Annotated in this window: 14 protein-coding genes; 6 read left to right on the top strand and 8 right to left on the bottom strand. The window is 67.5% G+C overall.

Annotated elements, in window-relative coordinates; translation table 11 throughout:
- Window positions 1-537 precede the first annotated feature (537 nt).
- From PV768_RS03145 to PV768_RS03120, 6 genes are read left to right on the top strand one after another with little or no spacing between them, the layout of a single operon-like run.
- Complete coding sequence (locus tag PV768_RS03145; RefSeq protein ID WP_421092263.1) at window positions 538-1,548, top strand: hypothetical protein; 1,011 nt, start codon at window positions 538-540, stop codon at window positions 1,546-1,548.
- Entirely contained in the window at window positions 1,538-2,227 is a 690-nt protein-coding gene (locus tag PV768_RS03140) for a DUF4129 domain-containing protein (protein ID WP_421092262.1), read from the top strand. The genes PV768_RS03145 and PV768_RS03140 overlap by 11 nt, the downstream gene beginning before the upstream one ends.
- A complete protein-coding gene (locus PV768_RS03135) occupies window positions 2,224-3,438 on the top strand; it encodes a DUF4350 domain-containing protein (protein WP_421092261.1) in 1,215 nt (404 codons plus the stop codon). The genes PV768_RS03140 and PV768_RS03135 overlap by 4 nt, the downstream gene beginning before the upstream one ends.
- The gene (locus tag PV768_RS03130; RefSeq protein ID WP_157241756.1) at window positions 3,435-4,430 is read left to right on the top strand and encodes an AAA family ATPase; all 996 of its coding nucleotides are present in this window, start codon (window positions 3,435-3,437) and stop codon (window positions 4,428-4,430) included. The genes PV768_RS03135 and PV768_RS03130 overlap by 4 nt, the downstream gene beginning before the upstream one ends.
- On the top strand, window positions 4,430-5,722 hold the full coding sequence (locus PV768_RS03125; RefSeq protein WP_421092260.1) for a DUF58 domain-containing protein: 1,293 nt from the start codon (window positions 4,430-4,432) through the stop codon (window positions 5,720-5,722). The genes PV768_RS03130 and PV768_RS03125 overlap by 1 nt, the downstream gene beginning before the upstream one ends.
- Window positions 5,723-5,762: 40 nt before the next feature.
- Window positions 5,763-6,476 (top strand): DUF4166 domain-containing protein, encoded by a 714-nt coding sequence (locus tag PV768_RS03120; protein WP_157241754.1) that lies wholly within the window; start codon window positions 5,763-5,765, stop codon window positions 6,474-6,476.
- A gap of 6 nt (window positions 6,477-6,482) precedes the next feature.
- Here the strand turns inward: PV768_RS03120 and PV768_RS03115 are convergent, their stop codons facing one another.
- The 8 genes from PV768_RS03115 to PV768_RS03080 all read right to left on the bottom strand — a co-directional run bounded on the left by PV768_RS03115 (window position 6,483) and on the right by PV768_RS03080 (window position 16,399).
- Window positions 6,483-7,487: a hypothetical protein gene (locus tag PV768_RS03115; RefSeq protein ID WP_421092353.1), complete on the bottom strand. Its 1,005-nt coding sequence runs from the start codon at window positions 7,485-7,487 to the stop codon at window positions 6,483-6,485.
- Window positions 7,488-7,552: 65 nt separating this feature from the next.
- Window positions 7,553-7,960: a chorismate mutase gene (locus PV768_RS03110; RefSeq protein ID WP_157241753.1), complete on the bottom strand. Its 408-nt coding sequence runs from the start codon at window positions 7,958-7,960 to the stop codon at window positions 7,553-7,555.
- A 98-nt stretch (window positions 7,961-8,058) separates the two neighbouring features.
- The gene (locus PV768_RS03105) at window positions 8,059-9,783 is read right to left on the bottom strand and encodes an ABC transporter ATP-binding protein (protein WP_421092259.1); all 1,725 of its coding nucleotides are present in this window, start codon (window positions 9,781-9,783) and stop codon (window positions 8,059-8,061) included.
- Entirely contained in the window at window positions 9,780-10,793 is a 1,014-nt protein-coding gene (locus tag PV768_RS03100) for an ABC transporter permease (RefSeq protein WP_157241751.1), read from the bottom strand. Before PV768_RS03100 ends, PV768_RS03105 begins: the two co-directional genes overlap by 4 nt.
- A 2-nt stretch (window positions 10,794-10,795) precedes the next feature.
- On the bottom strand, window positions 10,796-11,887 hold the full coding sequence (locus PV768_RS03095) for an ABC transporter permease (protein WP_157241750.1): 1,092 nt from the start codon (window positions 11,885-11,887) through the stop codon (window positions 10,796-10,798).
- Between the two features lie 140 nt (window positions 11,888-12,027).
- The gene (locus PV768_RS03090; RefSeq protein WP_157241749.1) at window positions 12,028-13,659 is read right to left on the bottom strand and encodes an ABC transporter substrate-binding protein; all 1,632 of its coding nucleotides are present in this window, start codon (window positions 13,657-13,659) and stop codon (window positions 12,028-12,030) included.
- Between the two features lie 237 nt (window positions 13,660-13,896).
- Complete coding sequence (gene mnmA, locus PV768_RS03085) at window positions 13,897-15,036, bottom strand: tRNA 2-thiouridine(34) synthase MnmA (RefSeq protein ID WP_157241748.1); 1,140 nt, start codon at window positions 15,034-15,036, stop codon at window positions 13,897-13,899.
- A gap of 133 nt (window positions 15,037-15,169) precedes the next feature.
- The gene (locus tag PV768_RS03080) at window positions 15,170-16,399 is read right to left on the bottom strand and encodes a cysteine desulfurase family protein (protein ID WP_421092258.1); all 1,230 of its coding nucleotides are present in this window, start codon (window positions 16,397-16,399) and stop codon (window positions 15,170-15,172) included.
- Window positions 16,400-16,408 lie beyond the last annotated feature (9 nt).

Below are 16,408 nucleotides of genomic sequence, written 5' to 3'. Positions count from 1 at the left end.
GGACGCCCTCCGGCATGGCGGGGCGCTAGGATGCCCGACGCCGGAACTATAGGCTGGTGCCACGCCGTGCGTTGGCGCGCCGCGCCTGCGTCAATGGAGCGGGCGCCTGGCTGACGGCGCACTGGTACGGGGGAAGGAACATCGGTGTCACCACAGGATTCGGACGCGCAGGAGCCTCAGGACCGGCAGGCTGCCTGGCGGCACCCTTCCGGCCACCAGCCGCCAGGACCGCAGCCATCGGGACAACAGCCGTCCGGGCAACAACCTCCGGAGCAGCAACCGCCGGCCCGGAACCCGTGGGGGCCGCCGTCGTGGCAACCGCCTTCGGCGCAGCAGCCTTGGGGGCCGCCGCCGTTTCAACAGCCCTCGCCGCAGCAGCCTTGGGGGCAGCCCGGTTCTGCCTATCCCGGGTTGCCGCAGCCCCGGTATCCCAGCCAGCACTTTCCGAACCAGGGCCCTCCCTACGGCCAGCCGCGGTATGTTGCTCCCCCGAAGCCGGGCATAGTCCCGCTGCGTCCCCTGGTGTTCGGGGAAATCATGGACGGGTCCTTCCAGGTGATCCGGCGGAACGCGAAGGCCATGCTGGGCGCTTCCCTGCTGGCGCAATCCCTCGCCGCCATCCTTACCGCTGTCCTCACCGCGGCCACGGCAACTTCGGCGGGCTCCATCGAAGGCTGGGCAAACAGCGCCAGTAATGCCGATCTGGCAACCCTCGGCCTGGGGTTCGTGGCCGCCATGCTGCTGGTGGCCGTCCTCAGCCTCTTCATTGCCTCCGTCCTGCAGGGCGCCATGGTGGTGCCGGTGGCCCGGTCCATCCTCAACCGGCCCACCAGTTTCAAGCAGATGTGGTCGCTCGCCCGCCCGCGGGTCGGAGCCCTGGTCCGGCTTGCTGCCTTGCTGATGGCCGCCGGCCTGCTGGCGGTGCTTGTCCCCGCAGCGTTGGCCGTCGCGCTGATCGCAAGCATGGAAGGGATCGGGATCCTGCTGCTCATCCCCCTGTTCCTCGGTTTCGTTGCCCTGTACGTATGGATTTACGTGAAGCTGATGGTAGCCCCGGCCGCGGTCGTGATTGAGGAGCTGGGTGCGCTGGACAGCCTCCGCCGGTCATGGGAACTGACCCGGGCCAACTGGTGGCGGATCCTGGGGATCACGCTGGTGGTGGGCATTCTGGTCGGCGTCACCAGCCAGATCGTCATGATCCCGGTAGGCCTGCTGCCCCCGCTGGTGGCCGGTTTCCTGTCCCCGCACGGCGGCAGTGAGCAGGAGGTGGCCCTCGCCGTGGCAGTCGGAGTCATCACAGCAATCCTCGGCGCGCTGGCCGGGGCCCTCGGCTACGCCTTGCAGACGTCTGTGATGGCACTGGTCTACATGGACCTCCGGATGAGGAAGGACGGGCTGGACATCTCACTGCTCCGCCAAATGGAGTCCGGCGCCGATCCGGACGGCATTCCGGGCCGGGGCCACGCAAGGGGCACGCCAGGCTGGAGCCAGCCTGGCTGGAGCCCCGGACCCGGACCCGTGGCGGGGGCATGGCCGGATGGCCGCTGAACCCCCGGTCCTGCCCGCGGCAGAGGAAGCCCGGCGGTGGGCGGCCGAGGAACTGGCTAAACCGGAGTACCGCGAAGCTGCTCCGGGCTGGCTTGAGGAGCTCTGGAAGGACTTCGTGGACTGGCTCCAGTCGCTGGACGGCTCCGCGGCTGACGGGAGCACAGTGCCCAGCCCGGTCATTGGGATCGTCATCGCCGTGGTCATCGCCGCCGCCGTGATCATTGCCAAGCCCCGGCTAAATGCGAAAGTGCGGCGGGCCAAGGAGGTCTTTGAGCCTGACAGCGTCTTGACGCCAGCGGATTACCGGCAGCGCGCCGAAACGTCCGCTGCGGCCGGGAAGTGGGGGGACGCCGTCGTCGACCGTTTCCGGGCACTGGTCCGTTCTGCCGAGGACCGCACCATCCTGGATCCGCAGCCGGGACGGACGGCTGACGAGGTGGTCCGTGAGCTTGCTGCACCGTTCCGTACCGAAGCGGACCGACTGGGCAAGGCAGCAGGGACCTTCGACGCTATCCGGTACGGGAACTTGGCGGCGGACGCCGCCGACTACCAGGCAATGGCCAGCCTGGACAAGAGCCTCGAAGCCATGAAGCCCGCCCGCACCCCCGCCCAGCAGGAGCAGGCCCCACAGGAGCAGGCCCGGCAGGATTCCCTGCCTCACACGGCGGCGCGCCCATGACCGCCGTGTCTCCGGCACCCTCAACCCGCGAGGTGCCTGAGCCGGGCGCTGCACCGGACAGCGGCACCGGGAAAGCCAAGGGGCTGTGGGGGTGGCTGGGGCGGCACCGTGCCCTCGCCGCACTGTGGGCCCTCGTCGGCGCAGCCCTGGCGCTGGTTCTCTGGGCGCAGCTCGCTCCGAAAGGTGACGCCGTTCCCCTGTCCCTCAACAACGCCGGCCCGGACGGTGCCCGGGCCGTCACGCAGATCCTGGGCCGGCACGGCGTCAAGGTCCACGGCGTCGGGAACTTCGAGGCGGCCATGGCGGCGCTGGAGGCGGGAACCTCCCCGACCCTTCTGTTGTACGACAGGAGCGGCTTCCTCGACGAGCCGCGGCTCCAGGAACTGGCGGCGTCCGCGGAGAGGGTGGTGCTGGTTTCGCCCAGGCTGCAGACCCTGGCCGCGCTCAGCGGCAGCATCCGCCAGGCAGGGGTGGTCCCGGACGCCTCCTCCGCGCTGGATCCCGGGTGCAGCCTTCCTGACGCGGAAGCAGCCGGACCGGTGTCCGGCGAGTCAGGCTTTATTTACGACGGCGGGACCTCCTGTTACCGGCCTGCCGGTTCTGCCGCCGGAGTGCTTGCCGTGGAGGGTCACGGGCGGCTCACTGTCCTGGGAAGCACCGGCATCCTCAATAACGGGCGGCTGGACGATCTCGGCCACGCTGCGCTGGCCATCCGCACCCTCGGCACCTCCCCGGACCTGGTCTGGTACCTCCCGACCATCGAGGACCTGGAAACCGGCGCTTCCCCGCAGACCCTCGACGAACTCGCACCCGACTGGGTGCGTTTCCTCGGGCCGTGGCTCGCCCTGGTGGCCGCGGCGGCAATAGCCTGGCGGGGCAGGCGCCTGGGCCCGCTGGTGTTTGAGCCCCTTCCCGTAGTGGTCAAGGCAGTGGAGACAGCAGAGGGCAGGGCCCGGCTTTACCACGATTCCCGCGCCGTGGACCAGGCCCGGGACAACCTCCGGGCCGGAACCCTGGTTCGGCTTGCAGGGCACCTGCGGGTGGGCGCCGCGGCCACGGCCGACCAGGTGGTCAACGCCGCAGCACGGCACCTCGGCCAGCCGGCCCGGCAGATACACGAACTCGTCAACGAACATCCGCGGACCGAGGCAAGGCTTGTTGCCTGGTCGCGGGAGCTGGACAACCTAGAGAAAGAAGTCAAAAGGCGATGAGCGAGCAAGGCAGCGGCCCCCGGGTCCTGGACCACATGGAACATGACTCCGCCCGGCAGGCACTCCTGGACGTGCGCAGTGAGGTGGCAAAGGCCGTGGTGGGCCAGGACGCCACCGTTACCGGCCTGTTGATCGCGCTGCTGTCACAGGGGCACGTGCTGCTGGAGGGCGTTCCGGGGGTCGCGAAAACCCTGCTGGTCCGCGCGTTGTCCGCCGCATTGAGCCTGGACACCAAGCGCGTCCAGTTCACTCCGGACCTGATGCCAGGCGACATCACGGGCTCGCTGGTTTATGACTCGCACACCTCGGAATTCACCTTCCGGGAGGGGCCGGTCTTCACCAACATCCTGCTGGCGGACGAGATCAACCGGACGCCTCCCAAGACGCAGGCTTCCCTGCTCGAAGCCATGGAGGAGCGGCAGGTGTCCGTGGACGGCGAGTCCCGGCCGCTGCCCGGACCGTTCCTCGTCGCTGCCACCCAAAACCCGGTGGAGTACGAAGGCACCTATCCGCTGCCTGAGGCGCAGCTTGACCGGTTCCTGCTCAAGCTGACCATGCCGCTGCCAGGGCGCCAGGACGAAATGGAAGTCATCCGGCGCCACGCCGCCGGCTTCGATCCGAGGGACCTTACCGCCGCCGGCGTCCGCGCCGTTGCAGGTGCGGAGGACCTGGCACGGGCGCGGCAGGCGGTGGCCTCCGTGGCGGTGGACCCTGAAGTCATCGCGTACATCGTGGACCTGGTGCGTGCCACCCGCTCCGCACCTTCATTCCTGCTTGGGGTCTCGCCCCGCGGCGCCACTGCCCTGCTGAACACTTCGCGGTCCTGGGCCTGGCTCTCCGGCAGGAGCTTTGTCACCCCCGACGACGTCAAGGCCCTGGCCCTCCCCTGCCTCCGGCACCGCGTGGCGCTGCAGCCTGAAGCCCAAATGGACGGAGTACGCGTGGACGACGTGCTGGGCAGCATCCTGGCGTCCGTTCCCGTTCCCCGCTGATGGCCGTCTCCGGGCGTTTCGTGCTGCTGGTGCTGCTGGGCGCCGTGCCGGTCCTGGCATTGCCGGGCTGGGGAACGGTGCTGCTGGTGGCCGCCGCGCTGGCGGCCCTTGCCGCCGTCGACCTCCTGCTGGCGGCTTCCCTGCGTCCGGTGCACGTCCTGCGTTCCGAGCCTGGCAACGTCACGCTGCATGCGGGTACGGACGCCGTGTTAAAGGTGCAGAACGACGGCGGCCGGCGGCTCCGAGGTGTCCTCCGCGACGCATGGCAGCCCTCCGCGGGAGCGCAGAATCCGGTGCAGGACATCGACGTCCCGGCCGGGGAAGGCAGGCGCGTCACCGTCCGGCTGCGGCCGGTCCGGCGGGGCGACCTGGAAGTACCCCACGTCACCCTTCGCTCTTTCGGCCCGCTGCTGCTGGCCGCGCGGCAGCGGACCATTGACTGCCCCGGCTCGCTGCGGGTGCTGCCTCCCTTCCATTCCCGGCGGCACCTGCCGTCAAAGCTGCGAAAACTGCGTGAGCTCGACGGCAAGGCTGCGGTGCAGATCCGCGGCGCGGGCACCGAGTTCGATTCACTGCGGGACTACGTCCGGGGAGACGACGTCCGGTCCATTGACTGGCGGGCCACCGCGCGCCGGTCAGCGGTGGTGGTGCGCACGTGGCGGCCTGAACGGGACCGAAGGGTGGTCATGGTCCTGGACACCTCACGGACCTCGGCGGCAAGGATCGACGACGAAACCCGCCTGGACACGGGCATGGAAGCGGCGCTCCTGCTGGGTGTGCTGGCCGAGCGGGGCGGGGACCGCGTGGACTTCGTGGCGTTTGACCGCCGCACCCGCGCCCGGGCGGGCTCTTGCGGGCAGGGGAACCTCCTGGGCCAGCTGGTCCAGGCGATGGCACCGCTTGAGGCTGAACTCATCGAGATGGACTGGCCAGCGGTCCCGGCCCAGGTCCGCGCCGTTTCCGCGCACCGTTCCCTGGTGGTGCTGCTGACGTCGCTGGACGGCGGCGCACCCGAGGAAGGCCTCCTTCCCGTCGCGGCACAGCTGGCCCGGCAGCACGTGGTGGTGGTGGCAGCCGTCCGGGACCCCCAGCTCGGTTCCATGCTCAAGGAACGCGACGACGCCACCGGTGTATTCCGCGCCGCCGCCGCAGAGCGGGCGCTGCTGCAGCGCGCGGCCATCAGTACCGAGCTCCGGCAGCACGGCGTGGAAGTGGTGGACGCCGAACCGCACCAGCTGCCGCCGAAGCTGGCCGACATGTACATCAGGCTCAAGGCCGCCGGTACATTGTGAATTCACAGCATCTTGTCCTACCGTTTCGCAGGAGGCCCCATTGAACATTCCCATTTACCAGCAGGCGCTCGGCGCGCACTTTTCCCGGCTCCAGCCGGAGCTCCAGGAATACTTTTCCCTGGCCCCGGGTTCCGGCAGCTACGGAGTGGGGGAAGGGACCTTCGACGTCGTTGGCTGCCGGCAGGAATGGCTGCGCCCCCTGCTGCGGCTTACCAGCGGGGAGGAAGCATTCTTCCCCGAGTACGGCGAGAACATTCCTTTCCGGATTGAGAACCATGCCCACCAGGACCCCTTTGGCCGCTCCAGCCTGACAGCCCGCCGCGAAATCCGGTTCCCGGGCCGGACGCGGATCTTCCAGGACACCACCAGTGCGACCCGCCGGGCCGGCGCCACCCAGCTGGTGGACTACGTGGGACGGTACCGGAGGCTGGTGACCGACCTGAACCTGAGCGTCACGCCGGAGGGCCGGCTTCGCGGCATCTCCGAAGCCTCCCGGCTCTTCATTGGCCCCCTCCGCATCCCCCTTCCCGCCGCCTTGGATGCCAAAGCATACGCGGAACAGTGGTGGGACCCGGCCGACGGCGCCGCGGGCAAGCACCGCATCCAGGTAAAGGTGATCCAGCCGCAGATCGGCCTGGTGCTGGTGTATGCCGGCAGCTTCGACTACAGGCTGCGCCCCTACACCGGCGGCAGTTCAGCCCAGAGTTTCCTGCCCCGCTACGCGCAGCCGGACCGTTGGGAAAACCGGGTCTGAGTCCCGCTATCCCAGCGCCAGCTGGTTCAGCCCATCCGCCACCTGCGTGAGGCGTCCGAGGACCGCCGTGGCCTGTGCCGGGGTGCCGCCGGCCAGCCCCTGCGAGGGAGTGATCCGCACGGTGCCAAGCGCTGTGGCGGGCAGCCCCAGCTGGCGCCAGGGGCGCCACACGCCCTCGACGCAGTCCGACACCTTTGGCAGGGACCGTCCCGCAGTATCCAGCGCGCCGATCCACAGGCGCTTGTCCGCCTCAACCGCTCCAGCCAACTGTTCCCACTGCCGGGAAGTCAGGGCGTTAAACGGAACGGCAATGCCGTCGGCTCCTGCCGCGAGGATCTGCTCGAAGGGCGCCTCGATCGCCGGCACGGCTATGACGACTTCGGCTGCGCCGAACGCGCGCAGTGCGTCCAGGACCACCCGCCACGATTCCCGTACTTCGGAGGCGGCCACAGCACGCAGGGTGCGGTAGCCGCTGGAGGTGGGGATGGTGCCGGCCAGCACCGCGGCGATGTCCGGCTCATCCACCTGGACCACCAGCCGGGCACCCGGCACGGCAGCGGCAACCCGCGAGAGGTACCGTCCCACACCGGCGGCAAGGGAAGCCGCAAGGTCCCGGCGGGCCCCGTAGTCGATGAGTGCCCGTTCGCCGTTGTGCAGGTGGAGCCCGGCCGCAAGGCTCAGCGGCCCCACCAGCTGCACCTTGATTTCGGCTGCCGGATTTTCCTCGGTCCCGGCCACGTCGGCCAGGACATTGATGTCCGTGGCAAGGGCGGAGGCCGCACGCCGGAAGTCCTTGCCGGGACGGTCCACGAGCCGCCAGCCATACGGCTGGACGTCGACCGCCAGCTCCTCCAGGAGGCAGGCAGTGCGTCCCAGGGCATCAGAGCCGACGCCCCGGTCCGGCAGCTCGGCGAGGAACGGCAGGTGGGGGCTGCCCAGCTCGCCGCGGATGATTTTTGCCGCTTCCACCGGATCTTCACCCGGCCAGGGTCCCAGCGCGGTGGCCGTCACCTGACGCGTCGGAGCCCCGTTCCCCGGTCCGGTGCTGGAGTCGGCGCGGCGCCGTTCGTCCCGGCTCACGCGCGTGCTGGTGCCTGCGGGTGCTGTCCGGAGGCCGCCTCGTGGTCTTCGGCAATCGCCTCGTGATGCCTGATGACCTCGCCGATGATGAAATTCAGGAACTTTTCCGCGAACGCGGGATCCAAGTGCGCATCCTCGGCCAGCCTGCGCAGCCTGGCGATCTGGGCTGCCTCACGGCCGGGGTCGCCGGCGGGGAGCCGGTGGGCGGCCTTGAGGAACCCCACCTTCTGGGTGGCTTTGAAGCGCTCAGCCAGCAGATAGACCAGGGTCGCATCGATGTTGTCAATGCTGGAACGGATGGACAGCAGCTCAGCCATCACCGAGTTGTCCACCTGGCCGGCCAAAGAACTGGCGGAGGGGTCGTAGTCATCGGAATCAGGAGAGTGGGGGTTGTGCTGCGTCATGGCTCAAGTCTATGGGAGGGCACGCGGATAGCCCGGGTGTTAAGCGCCGGCGCCGCAACCGGCACCGGCGCCGCAAACCCCGGGCTTGCCGCGACCCATCAGATGCCGAGCAGTGCCCGGTGCTCCTCCCGGCGCCGTGCCTGTTCCTGCGGGTCCGGCACCGGCAGTGACGCGATCAGCCGCCGCGTGTAGTCATGCTGCGGGCTTCCCATCACCTGGCTCCCGATTCCCTGCTCCACCAGCTTCCCCTTATAGAGCACGCCCACCCAGGATGACAGCGTGTCCACGACGGCCAGGTCGTGGCTGATGAACAGGCAGGCAAAACCGAACTCCTCCTGGATGTCCCTGAACAGCTCCAGGACCTTCGCCTGCACCGACACGTCCAGGGCAGACGTCGGCTCGTCCGCGATCAGCAGGCGGGGGTTCAGGCTGAGTGCCCGGGCCAACGAGGCCCGCTGCCGCTGCCCGCCGGACAGTTCGTGCGGGTAGCGGCCCGCGTACGACGCCGGCAGCTGGACTGATTCGAGCAGCTCGCCTACGCGCTTGCGCGCCTGGGCCGGGCTTGGCTTCGTGTGGATGACCATGGGTTCGGCAATGCAGTCCCCGATGGTCAGCTGCGGGTTGAAGGACGCCGCCGGGTCCTGGAACACGAAGCCAATGTCCTTCCGGAGCGGCTTGAAGGTGCGTTCCTTTAGGTTCAGCATCTCGTAGCCCAGGACCTTGAGGCTCCCGCCGGTGGTCCTGTTGAGGCCGGCGATTGCGCGCCCGATGGTGGTCTTCCCGGAACCGGACTCCCCCACCAGCCCGAAGACTTCGCCCCTGGAGACGGTGAAGCTGACGCCATCCACTGCCTTGAACGCCGGCGTTCCCAGCCTGCCGGGGTATTCGATGGTGAGGTTCCTGGCCTCCACCAGGATTTCCTCATCCTGGTGGGCCCGGCTGGTCAGGCCCTCCGACGCCGAGTTGCGCCCCAGGTGCGGCACTGCTGCGAGCAGTTTCCGGGTGTAGTCCTGCTTGGGTTCAGCGAACAAGGTGCGGGCCGGCGCCTCCTCCACCACGTCCCCCTGGTACATGACCACCACGCGGTCGGCGAGGTCCGCGACCACACCCATGTTGTGGGTGATGAGCACGATGGACGTGCCGTACTTGTCCCGCAGGTCCCGCAGCAGTTCCAGGATCTCTGCCTGGACCGTGACATCGAGGGCGGTGGTTGGCTCGTCGGCTACGATCAGCCCCGGATTCAGGGCCAGCGCGGCGGCGATCACCACCCGCTGCTTCTGTCCTCCCGAAAACTGGTGGGGGTAGTAGTTGACGCGGTGTTCGGGGTCGGGGATGCCCACCTTGCGGAGCGCGTCGACGGCCCGGGACTTGGCTTCCCTGGCCGAAACCCGCTTACCGCCGCTGCCGGCGTGTGCGCGGATGCCTTCGGCGATCTGCCAGCCCACGGTGAACACCGGGTTCAGGGCTGTTGAAGGTTCCTGGAACACCATGGCGACATCGCGGCCGCGGATCTGGCGCAGTTTGGCGGCGCTGACGCTGATCACGTCAGCGCCGTTGATCACCACGGCCCCCGAACTGCTGGCTGTTTCCGGAAGCAGGCCCAGGATGGTCTTGGCGGTGACGGTCTTGCCGGACCCCGACTCCCCCACGATGGCCAGCACTTCTCCCTTCCGGACCTCCAGGCTGACGTCCTTGACGGCATGGACCGGGCCGCCGTCGGTGGCGAAGGTGACCTGGAGGTGGTCGATGTCGAGGACCGGACGGCCGCCGCCGGACTCGTGGCCGGAGCCGGCCCCGGACGACGGATCGATGTTAACGGTCATGATGCCCTCACTTCTGTTGCGATGGCGGCGTTGTCCACCGGCGCGGGCGAACCGCCGCCCGTGCTCTTGCGGCCCCGGAGCCGCGGATCATTCAGGTCGTTGATGCTCTCGCCCACCAAGGTCAGGCCCACCACGGTGAGCACAATCGCCAGGCCCGGAAACAGGCCGGTCCACCAGATCCCGGAAGTCGTGTCGGCGAGCGCCTTGTTGAGGTCGAATCCCCATTCAGCGGCCGAGCTCGGCTCGATGCCGAAGCCAAGGAACCCCAGCCCGGCAAGGGTGAGGATGGCCTCGGAAGCGTTGAGCGTGAAGATCAACGGCAGGGTGCGGGTGGCGTTGCGGTAGATGTGGCGGGTCATGATGCGGATGTTGGAAGCGCCCACCACCTTGGCCGACTCCACGAACGGCTCGGCCTTGAGCCGGACCGTCTCCGCCCTGATCACCCTGAAATACTGCGGAATGAACACCAGTGTGATTGCCGTGCCGGCGGCAAAGATGCCGCCAAGCAGGCTGGACTGGCCGCCGCTGATGACAATGGCCATGACAATGGCAACCAGCAGGGACGGGAAGGCGTACACGGCGTCGGCGATGACCACCAGGATCCGGTCGAGCCACCCGCCCAGGTAGCCGCTGACCAGGCCGAGGGCAACACCCAGGACGATGGACATGGCGACGGCGACGACGATCACCAGGATGGCCGTCTGCGCTCCCCAGACGACACGGGACAGGACGTCGTAACCGCCCACCGTTGTGCCCAGAAGGTGCTTGCCTCCGGGGGCCTCCTGCGTGGGGAAGTTGCCGTCGGCGTCGGAAAGCTGGGAGAAACCGTAAGGTGCCAGCAGCGGCGCGAAAAGTGCCGTCAGGACAAAGAGGCCGGTGAGGATCAGGCCCGCCACTAGCATGCCGCGCTGGAGGCCCACGCTCTTGTTGAAATGTGAAACCACCGGCAGGCGCCGGTACCAGGGCGCCCTGGGATTTTCCATGGGGACGGGAACAGTGGGGATGCTCATGGTCAGTACCTCACGCGGGGGTCGATCAGCGCGGCGATGATGTCCACGATGAAGTTGGTCATGGCCACGATGATGGCGAGCAGCACCACGATTCCCTGCACCGCGACGAAGTCGCGCGCGGTGAGGTAGTTGGCCAGCTGGAACCCCAGGCCTTTCCATTCGAACGTCTTTTCGGTCAGTACCGCGCCGCCAAGCATGACCGCTATCTGCAGGCCCATCACCGTGATGATGGGGATGAGCGCGGGCTTGTAGGCGTGCTTGGTGACCAGTCGGTATTCGCTGACGCCCCTGGACCGCCCCGCTTCTATGTAGTCCCGGCCCAGGGTGCCGATCACGTTGGTCCGGACGAGGCGGAGGAAAATCCCTGCCGTCAGCAGTCCCAGCGCCACCGCAGGCAGGACCGCGTGCGCCAGGACGTCTCCGAGTGCGGCCATGTTGCCGCTCCGCAGGGCATCGAGCCAATAGATCCCGGTGGGGGCCTGGAGGGAGGTCAGGGCGAGTTCGCTGGAGGTCTTGGCCCGCCCGGCCACCGGCAGCCATCCGAGCCAGACAGAGAAGGTCAGCTTCAGGAGCATGCCGGCGAAGAAGACGGGGGTGGCGTAGCAAAGAATGGCAAAGACCCGCAGGACGGCGTCCGGCGCCTTGTCCCGGCGGTGGGCCGCCACCATGCCCAGGGGAATGCCCACCAGGAGGGCGACGAGCAGCGCGTTGATGCTCAGCTCCAGGGTGGCTGAGCCGTAGGTTGTCAGCATTTCGACGACGGCCCGGTTGTCGGTGAGCGTCCGGCCGAAGTTGCCGGTGGCCAGCTGGCCGAGGTACTCGAAGTACTGGACCAGGATGGGCCGGTCGTAGCCTGCAGCCTGGATCCGCGCCTGCAGCTGGTCCTCGGGCAGGCGTCCGCCCATGGCCGCGGTGATGGGGTCTCCCGTGATCCGCATCAGGAAGAAGACCATGGTCACCAGGATGAATATTGTGGGGAAAATCAGCAGGAAACGGATCAGGATGTACTGTCCCAATCCCCCGCCGGAGGATTTCTTGGCCGCCGGAAGCAGGCCGTCCGCGTCTGTTGGCGGCGCGTCGATCAATGTAGTCATGGTGCCTCAGGTTGTTATTTGCGGTGCCCGCGGTGGGCGTTCACCGCTTCCCGACCAGCAGACGGGGCGGGACACGCGCACCTGTGCAGGCGCACCGCGTCCCGCCCCGTCTTAGGTCAGAGCCGGATTGTTCAGTGGACCTACTTGGACATCACGCCAAGACGGGTCTTGAAGGACGCATCCAGGGTCTTCTCGACTCCCTTGACATCCGTTCCGGCCACCATTACCTGGGCGCCCTGCAGCAGCGGAAGCGTGGAGAGATCCTTCGCAATGGCTTCCTGGGCCTGGCCCAGGAGATCGCTGCGTTCCGCCTTGTCCGTGGTGACGAGCTGCTTCTTCACGATTTCCGTGACGGCCGGGTTCTCGTAGTGGTTGCCGAGGAAGTTGCCCGGAATGAAGAACGGGGTCAGGTAGTTGTCCGCGTCCGAGTAGTCCGGGAACCAGCCCAGCTGGTAGACCGGGTAGGCGTCAGCACGGCGCTCCTTGGTGTAAGTAGTCCATTCCGTGGACTTCAGGTCAACGGCGAAGAGACCTGACTTCTCAAGCTGCTCCTTGACCAGGGCGTACTCGTCGGCAGCTGACGTACCGTAGCGGTCCGTGTACTGCAGCTTCAGGTCAACCACGGAGGTGACGCCGGCGTCGGCCAGGACCTTCTTGGCCTTGTCCACGCTTGGCTTGCCGTTTCCGTCGCCGTACAGGCTCTTCAGCGGCTCCGCTGCTCCTTCGAATTCCTTGGGGACGTAGGAATAGACCGGAGTGTAGGTGTTCTTGAAGACCTGGGAGGCGATGACATCGCGGTCAACGAGGTGTGCTATCGCCTGGCGCACGGCCAGCGACTTCGCGGGATCGGCTTCGGGCGTCTTCGCGCCGAACGGCATGGTGTCGAAGTTGAAGACCATGTAGCGCAGTTCCCCGCCCGGGCCCTTGTGGACCTTGACCTTGGAATCCTTCTCGAGGTCGGCGACGTCCGTGGCCGTGAGGATGCGGCCGGCAACGTCAATGTTGCCCTGCTGCACGTCGAGCTTCAGGTTGTTCGGGTCGGCATAGTGCTTGAGGGTTGCGCCGTCGTTGGCCGCCTTGCCAAGCAGGCCCTGGTAGTCCGGATTGGGTTTGAAGCTGACCAGTTCGTTCTTCTTGTAGCTTTCAATCGTGTACTGGCCGGCGAAGGGCTTTGCGGCGACGATGGCGTCGTCGTCCATGACCTTGTCCGCCGGGAAGACCTGCTCGTCCACGATCGGCCCGGGGTTGGAGGCGAGGACGCCAGGGAACACCTGGTCATTTCCGGCCGCAAGGGTGAATACGACGGTGTTGGGGTCCGTCGCTTCGATCTTTTCCATGTTCGAAAGCAGTGAGGCCGGGCCGTTGGGATCGTCAATGGCCTTGACCCGCTTGAAGGAGAACACGACGTCCGAGGAGTCCAGCGTGTTGCCGTTGGCGAACTTCAGGCCGGGCTTTAGCTTCACCGTGTACTCGGTGGGGCTGGTGAAGGAGGCGGACTCGGCGATGTCCGGCGCGGCGTCTGCAGTGCCGGGCTTGTAGTTGAGCAGGAACGGGTAGATCTGGTTCATCACCATGAAGGATCCGCCGTCATAGGATCCGGCGGGGTCGAGGGTGACCACCTTGTCCGTGGTGCCGTAGGTGATGGCACCGCCTCCTGCCTCGCCGGTTGAGGTTCCGCCGCCGCCTGAGGGGCCCGTGCAGGCTGTCAGTGCGATTGCGGAGATGCCTGCCAGCGCGATTGCGCCATGCAGTGCTTTGTTGCTCTTCGTCATCTGTGAACTTTCTGTTCGATGAGTGCGCGCCCGCCGACCGCTGACGGGTACATGTGCTCAGGCGGGAAGCGCGCGGTGCTGATGCCTAGATTCAATCAGAGAGTCAACCCTCAGACGGGACGATTTTGTGAGTTGAGACACAAAATTTACCTGAATGAGCCCCGGTCCTCCCGCCAGGGCGCGCACAACAAAGAACACCGCCCCGGCGGAACCGGGGCGGTGCTCGAAAATAAGGGTCTAGAGCGCGGCGCGCTGAAGCGAGCGGGCAGCGTCGATCGTTGCCTGGCCCAGCACGCGGCTGCCCTGGTAAAGGACTATCGTCTGCCCGGGGGCCACTCCGCGCAGCGGAGTGGCGAGCCGGACGACGAGCTGGCCTCCGCCCGCTTCCGTATCCCGGCCGGCCGGCTCCATGCGTGCAGTGGCAGGAACGGGATCGCCGTGGGCACGGACCTGCGCGTGGCATTCGAAGTCCCCGCCCGTCCCTACTTCAGCGATGGGCATTCCGGCCCAGGACACTTTGATGCCGCGGATCTCGTCAATCGCCAGCAGCGCCTCGGGGCCCACCACAACCTTGTTCTCCTTGGGCCGGATCTCAAGGACAAACCGCGGCTTGCCGTCGGCGGCGGGGGTGCCCAGCTTCAGCCCGCGGCGCTGGCCCACGGTGAAGGCGTTGGCGCCAGGATGTTCGCCCACCTTGGTGCCCGTTTCATCCACGATGTCACCGGTGGACATGTCGATCTTTTCAGCCAGCCATCCGGCGGTGTCGCCGTCGGGGATGAAGCAGATGTCGTGGCTGTCCGGCTTGTTGGCTACAGACAAGCCGCGCCGCTCCGCCTCTGCACGCACTTCAGCCTTGGACGGCGTATCGGCGAGCGGGAACATGGAGTGCTTGAGCTGCTCGTGGGTCAGGACGCCCAGGACGTAGCTCTGATCCTTGGCCCAGTCAGCTGCGCGGTGGAGTTCGCGGTTACCGTCAGCGTCCTCGATCACCTTGGCATAGTGCCCCGTGCACACGGCGTCGAAGCCCAGCGCGATGGCCTTCTCCAGCAGTGCCGCGAACTTGATCCGTTCGTTGCAGCGCATGCAGGGGTTGGGCGTGCGGCCGGCGGCGTATTCATCGATGAAGTCCTGGACGACGTCTTCCTTGAACCGCTCGGAGAAATCCCAGACGTAGTACGGAATGCCCAGCACATCGCAGGCGCGCCATGCATCGCGGGAGTCTTCAATGGTGCAGCAGCCCCGGCTTCCGGTGCGCAACGTTCCGGGCATGCGGGACAGCGCCAGGTGGACGCCGACGACGTCGTGCCCTGCCTCGACGGCGCGGGCGGCGGCAACGGCGGAGTCGACTCCGCCGCTCATGGCTGCTAGAACTCGCATGTTTGCTTTCTGTTGGGGTACTTCCGGGGCCGAACTGCCGGAGGCCGGCTTAAAAGGCGGGCAGTCACCCGGAAACGATCTTCGCCTATCTATTCTACGGCGGTGTCAATTCGACGGGCGCGGCAAGCTACCGTCATTCCTGGGCCGGCACCCGGCGGGCCAGGGTTCCTGCGGTTTGGATACTGGACTCGTGTCCTGCCATGCCCGCCTGCCGCGCCCGCGCATAGGCTCCCGGAAGCGCGGCCAGCAGCGCATCGACGTCGGCCTCCACGGACGCGTGGCCCAGGGTGAACCGCTGCGCTCCGCGCGCCGTCTCCTCGTCCAGGCCCATGGCCAGCAGGACATGCGAAGGCCTCGGCACCCCTGCCGTGCAGGCAGACCCCGTGGATGACTCCACCCCTGCCAGGTCCAGGAGGAACAGCAGGGAGTCCCCTTCGCAGCCGGGGAAGGTGAAGTGCGCGTTCCCGGGGAGCCGGCCGTTCCCTGGGGCACCCCGCAGGACGGCTTCCGGAACCTGTGCATGGACGCCGTCAATCAGCCGGTCGCGGAGGGCCGCGATCCGCGCCGACTCCTGGCCCAGGGTGGCCGCAACCTTTTCCGCAGCCGCGGCGAAGGCTGCGATGGATGCGGTGTCCAGCGTGCCTGAGCGGACGTCACGTTCCTGGCCGCCGCCGTGCTGGACGGGCGTCAGTTTCACCGCCCGCCCTAGCAGGAGGGCCCCCACCCCCACCGGTCCGCCGATTTTGTGCCCGGAGATTGACATGGCGTCCAGGCCGGAGGCCTTGAAGTCCACGGGAAGCGAACCGAATGCCTGTACCGCGTCCGAGTGCACGGGCACCCCTGCGGCGTGGGCCAGTTCCACGATCCGGCTGACGGGCTGGATGGTGCCCACCTCGTTGTTCGCCCACATGACCGTTGCCAGGGCAATGGTGTCCGGGTCACGGGAAAGTTCCTTTTCAAGGGCGGTCAGTTCCACGACCCCCTCGCTGTCCACGGGAAGCCATGCCACCTCGGCGCCTTCGTGCCGCTCCAGCCACTCCACGGTGTCCAGAACGGCATGGTGCTCGACGGCGGAACACAGGATGCGGCGACGGGCAGGGTTTTCTGCCACCCGTGACCAGTAGAGGCCCTTGACGGCCAGGTTGTCAGACTCCGTGCCCCCCGAGGTGAAGATGACTTCCGAGGGGTGGGCCCCCGCTGCAGCCGCAATGGCCTCCCGCGCGTCTTCCACCGCGCGGCGGGCGCGTCGGCCGGAGCCGTGCAGGGAGGAGGGATTCCCGGTGCGCGCGAGCTCACGCGTCAAGGCAGCCAGCGCCTCAGGTGAGAGGGGCGTGGTTGCGGCATGGTCCAGGTAAACGGGCACCTCCCAATT

It is taken from the genome of Pseudarthrobacter sp. CC4, assembly GCF_048957775.1.
Classification (GTDB): domain Bacteria; phylum Actinomycetota; class Actinomycetes; order Actinomycetales; family Micrococcaceae; genus Arthrobacter.
Note: the sequence above shows the minus strand (reverse complement) of the source record. Positions and strands in the feature narration are given on the sequence as shown.